4 protein-coding genes are annotated in these 2646 nt (G+C 37.5%); 1 reads left to right on the top strand and 3 read right to left on the bottom strand.

The annotated features are described in order from the left end of the window. The first annotated feature begins 78 nt into the window (after window positions 1-78). Entirely contained in the window at window positions 79-492 is a 414-nt protein-coding gene (locus tag BIV59_RS22035) for an acyl-CoA thioesterase (RefSeq protein WP_071353603.1), read from the top strand. Window positions 493-532: 40 nt separating this feature from the next. On the opposite strand, the gene BIV59_RS22030 is transcribed toward BIV59_RS22035, so the two are convergent. The 3 genes from BIV59_RS22030 to BIV59_RS23880 all read right to left on the bottom strand — a co-directional run bounded on the left by BIV59_RS22030 (window position 533) and on the right by BIV59_RS23880 (window position 2400). Then, window positions 533-1168, bottom strand: coding sequence for a metal-dependent hydrolase (locus BIV59_RS22030; RefSeq protein ID WP_346417530.1), 636 nt, complete (start codon window positions 1166-1168; stop codon window positions 533-535). A 277-nt stretch (window positions 1169-1445) separates the two neighbouring features. Continuing rightward, window positions 1446-2096 carry a DUF3862 domain-containing protein gene (locus tag BIV59_RS22025; RefSeq protein ID WP_071353601.1) on the bottom strand — a complete coding sequence of 217 codons (651 nt, stop codon included), beginning with the start codon at window positions 2094-2096 and terminating at the stop codon, window positions 1446-1448. 133 nt (window positions 2097-2229) lie between these two features. Then, window positions 2230-2400, bottom strand: a complete 171-nt coding sequence (locus tag BIV59_RS23880; RefSeq protein ID WP_170846227.1) for a hypothetical protein — start codon at window positions 2398-2400, stop codon at window positions 2230-2232. Window positions 2401-2646 lie beyond the last annotated feature (246 nt).

The raw sequence follows: 2646 nt of genomic DNA, 5'->3' as shown, positions 1-2646 counted from the left end.
AAAACAGCCTTAATAAAAAAAGGGTTCATATCAATTGATGGAGAATGTAGAAATAATTGCTTAAAAGGGGGATTTTGTATGTTTTTGACAAAAATACAGCCGAGGGTTTCTGAAACAGATGGAGTCGGACATATTAACAATACGAGCATCCCAGTCTGGCTGGAGGCAGGGAGAGAAGAAATCTTTAAATTCTTCACACCCTCGCTTGATTTTAAGGATTGGAAAATGGTCATTGTTAATTTAAATGCAGATTATGTGGATCAGATTTTTTATGGCAGGGAAGCTTTTGTTTCCACATGGGTGCAGAAAATCGGAAACAGCAGCTTTGTATTATATGAAGAAATCCATCAGGAAGGCAGATTGTGCGTGAAGGCAACTGCAGCGTATGTCAACTTCAATCAGGAAACACAATCGGGCGAACGCATTCCTGAACACATCCGGCAACTGCTGTCACAGCACCTTTACGGCCAATCAGAGGAATCATCGAAATAGATAAAAAGGCGCTTCTCAGGAGAGAGCCGCCTTTAAACAATTAAAATTCCTTTTTTGAGAAAGGCAAAAAGAACTTTACACCCCGTTTATTGAAGGGCAGGATTTTCATATCGGCAGCCATGTGGCTGGCGTACCCGGCTAAACAGGTGATGAATACTCCATCTATGTTCACGGATGCCTCAAATTTATAAGAAATGACTCCAAAGAAAATCAGCCCTATTATAGAATGGGTGTAGCTTCGGTGCGGTACAAATGAACCCAGAATAATAAAAATCCCCAAAAGCAGCAACCAGTTTTCTTCCAGGGATATTCCTCCGAGTAAAACTCCTATGCCCGTAAGCGTCAGCATTAGCCTTTGCGTGATAAATGCTGAAAGCAATAAAATGCCTATTCCTGCCCCAATTCCTATTGTTCTGCTATTCCCTGCATAGTTAAAACTGCTGTACAAAATCATAGCAAAACCGAGCAGCTGAGCTATGGTTCGAATGAGCTTGTGGGAAAATGTGATTTTGTTGCTTAGCTTCCCGTCTATATCAATATCTGGCATAAGCCCTGCCGCTGCCCCGATTCCCACGAGCAGCATCGTCTCTGCCGGAGTGCTTTGCAGCGAGTCCGCGCAAGCAAAGCCTGCCGCTGCCCCAAGCACCATATGTGCTGTACCGTTCAATTTCTTCACCTTGCTTCTTATGTATGATTCTTGCTGAAAATTTTTCCTTTCTATATTTTATAGGATTTATTGGTATACAGCCACAAGATATTTCTCCAACTAAAAAGTATGAAATACTAAAGCAGCAAAGCAATATTACTGCACTAAACCATTAAAATAATACTGATCGAGCGGCTGTTTGAGTTAGTATTCAATATTCCTATAGTACAGTTAAAAACAAATATTCCCACAAGTGATTTTAATCTTTGTTATATAAAAAAAGCGGCTCAACCTCGAGCCGCCTTTTTTACTCAAGCCCCATCTGTGACTTGTTTTGTAATTTGTTACCTTGGAACATAAAGTTTGCATTTGCGCCTAGCTGACCTTCACCTTTGTATGAGTACATTACGGTATAAAAGCTATCTCCTTTTTTGCCTGATTCAGAAATAACTTCTCCTTTCCCGCCTACTATCTTGACTACTTCCTCGACAGTCATACCATTTTGAATTTTACCAAACTCTTCCTTAGTAATCGTAACTTTTGAATCACCGCCAAGTCCTACTTGAGCCTTATTTATTAACTTTCCTCCCTGAAACATCATTGAAGAATTGGAGAAAGTACCATCTGTCTTAAACTGATACAACTCAGTATAATATTGAGTGCCTTTTTCTCCTGACTCAGATAGAAGTTCACCTTTAGCACCAACTATTTTAACAACTTCATTATAAGTCATACCGTCTTTAATTTTAGCGAATTTCTCTTTAGTAAGAACGCCCTCTTTTACAACAGGGTTCGCGGATTTATTATTTTCTTTAGTAGTAGTATTATTTGATGAATCACTGCTTGGAGCTACAGTTTTTTTCGAGTCACTCCCACCACTGGTAGCTACAGCTATAATAATAATCAATACGATTAAACCGATAAAACCTAAACAACCAAACTTGAAAATTTTTTTCATTTTGTAAAATTCCTCCTATATATTATCGTTTAAAATAATATATAAAAAGATTCCTTTTTTCTATGGTTTTAAAAAATTAACAAAACTTACCAGTAACTAATAATTGATTTACTATCCTCAATTAGTCATCCTTTCAATCTGTCTCCATCAGGGTACGGGCTTCTTGCTCAGAAATCCTGATAAATACGCATTCTTCCTTTTTCACTTGCCGAAAGTCCACTTCTATTTCTAATAAAAGATAAAATTTTCCGCAGATCCGCACAATTGTATGATCTCCCACGGTAACAAATTTCCCCATACTCATTCTGCTCACATCCTTATAAATAACATGAAATGCTAAGACACGCAAAAGGGTGTGGACAAGCATCACTAATTTTTATATTTCTTTAAAATCCTCACCAAAAAATGGATGAACTGGAACTTACAATGGAATCAATTTACGTTTATAATTAAAATAATCTTAATAATCTAACAGGAGGAATACATAATGAGAATTGAGTATAAAGTAAATGCAGTCATTACCCCTCTCCAAATGTCAAAGCTGTTTAAA

Origin of the sequence: Bacillus sp. MUM 13 (genome assembly GCF_001866725.1) — a bacterium.
GTDB lineage: Bacteria > Bacillota > Bacilli > Bacillales > DSM-1321 > Peribacillus.
The sequence above is the reverse complement of the archived record's forward strand: the minus strand, read 5'-3'. Positions and strand labels throughout refer to the sequence as shown.

Excerpts from the sequence above, each read along its gene's own strand:
- BIV59_RS23880 (WP_170846227.1), bottom strand. The coding sequence starts at position 2,400 with ATGAGTATGGGGAAATTTGTTACCGTGGGAGATCATACAATTGTGCGG.
- BIV59_RS22035 (WP_071353603.1), top strand. The coding sequence starts at position 79 with ATGTTTTTGACAAAAATACAGCCGAGGGTTTCTGAAACAGATGGAGTC.
- BIV59_RS22025 (WP_071353601.1), bottom strand. The coding sequence starts at position 2,096 with ATGAAAAAAATTTTCAAGTTTGGTTGTTTAGGTTTTATCGGTTTAATC.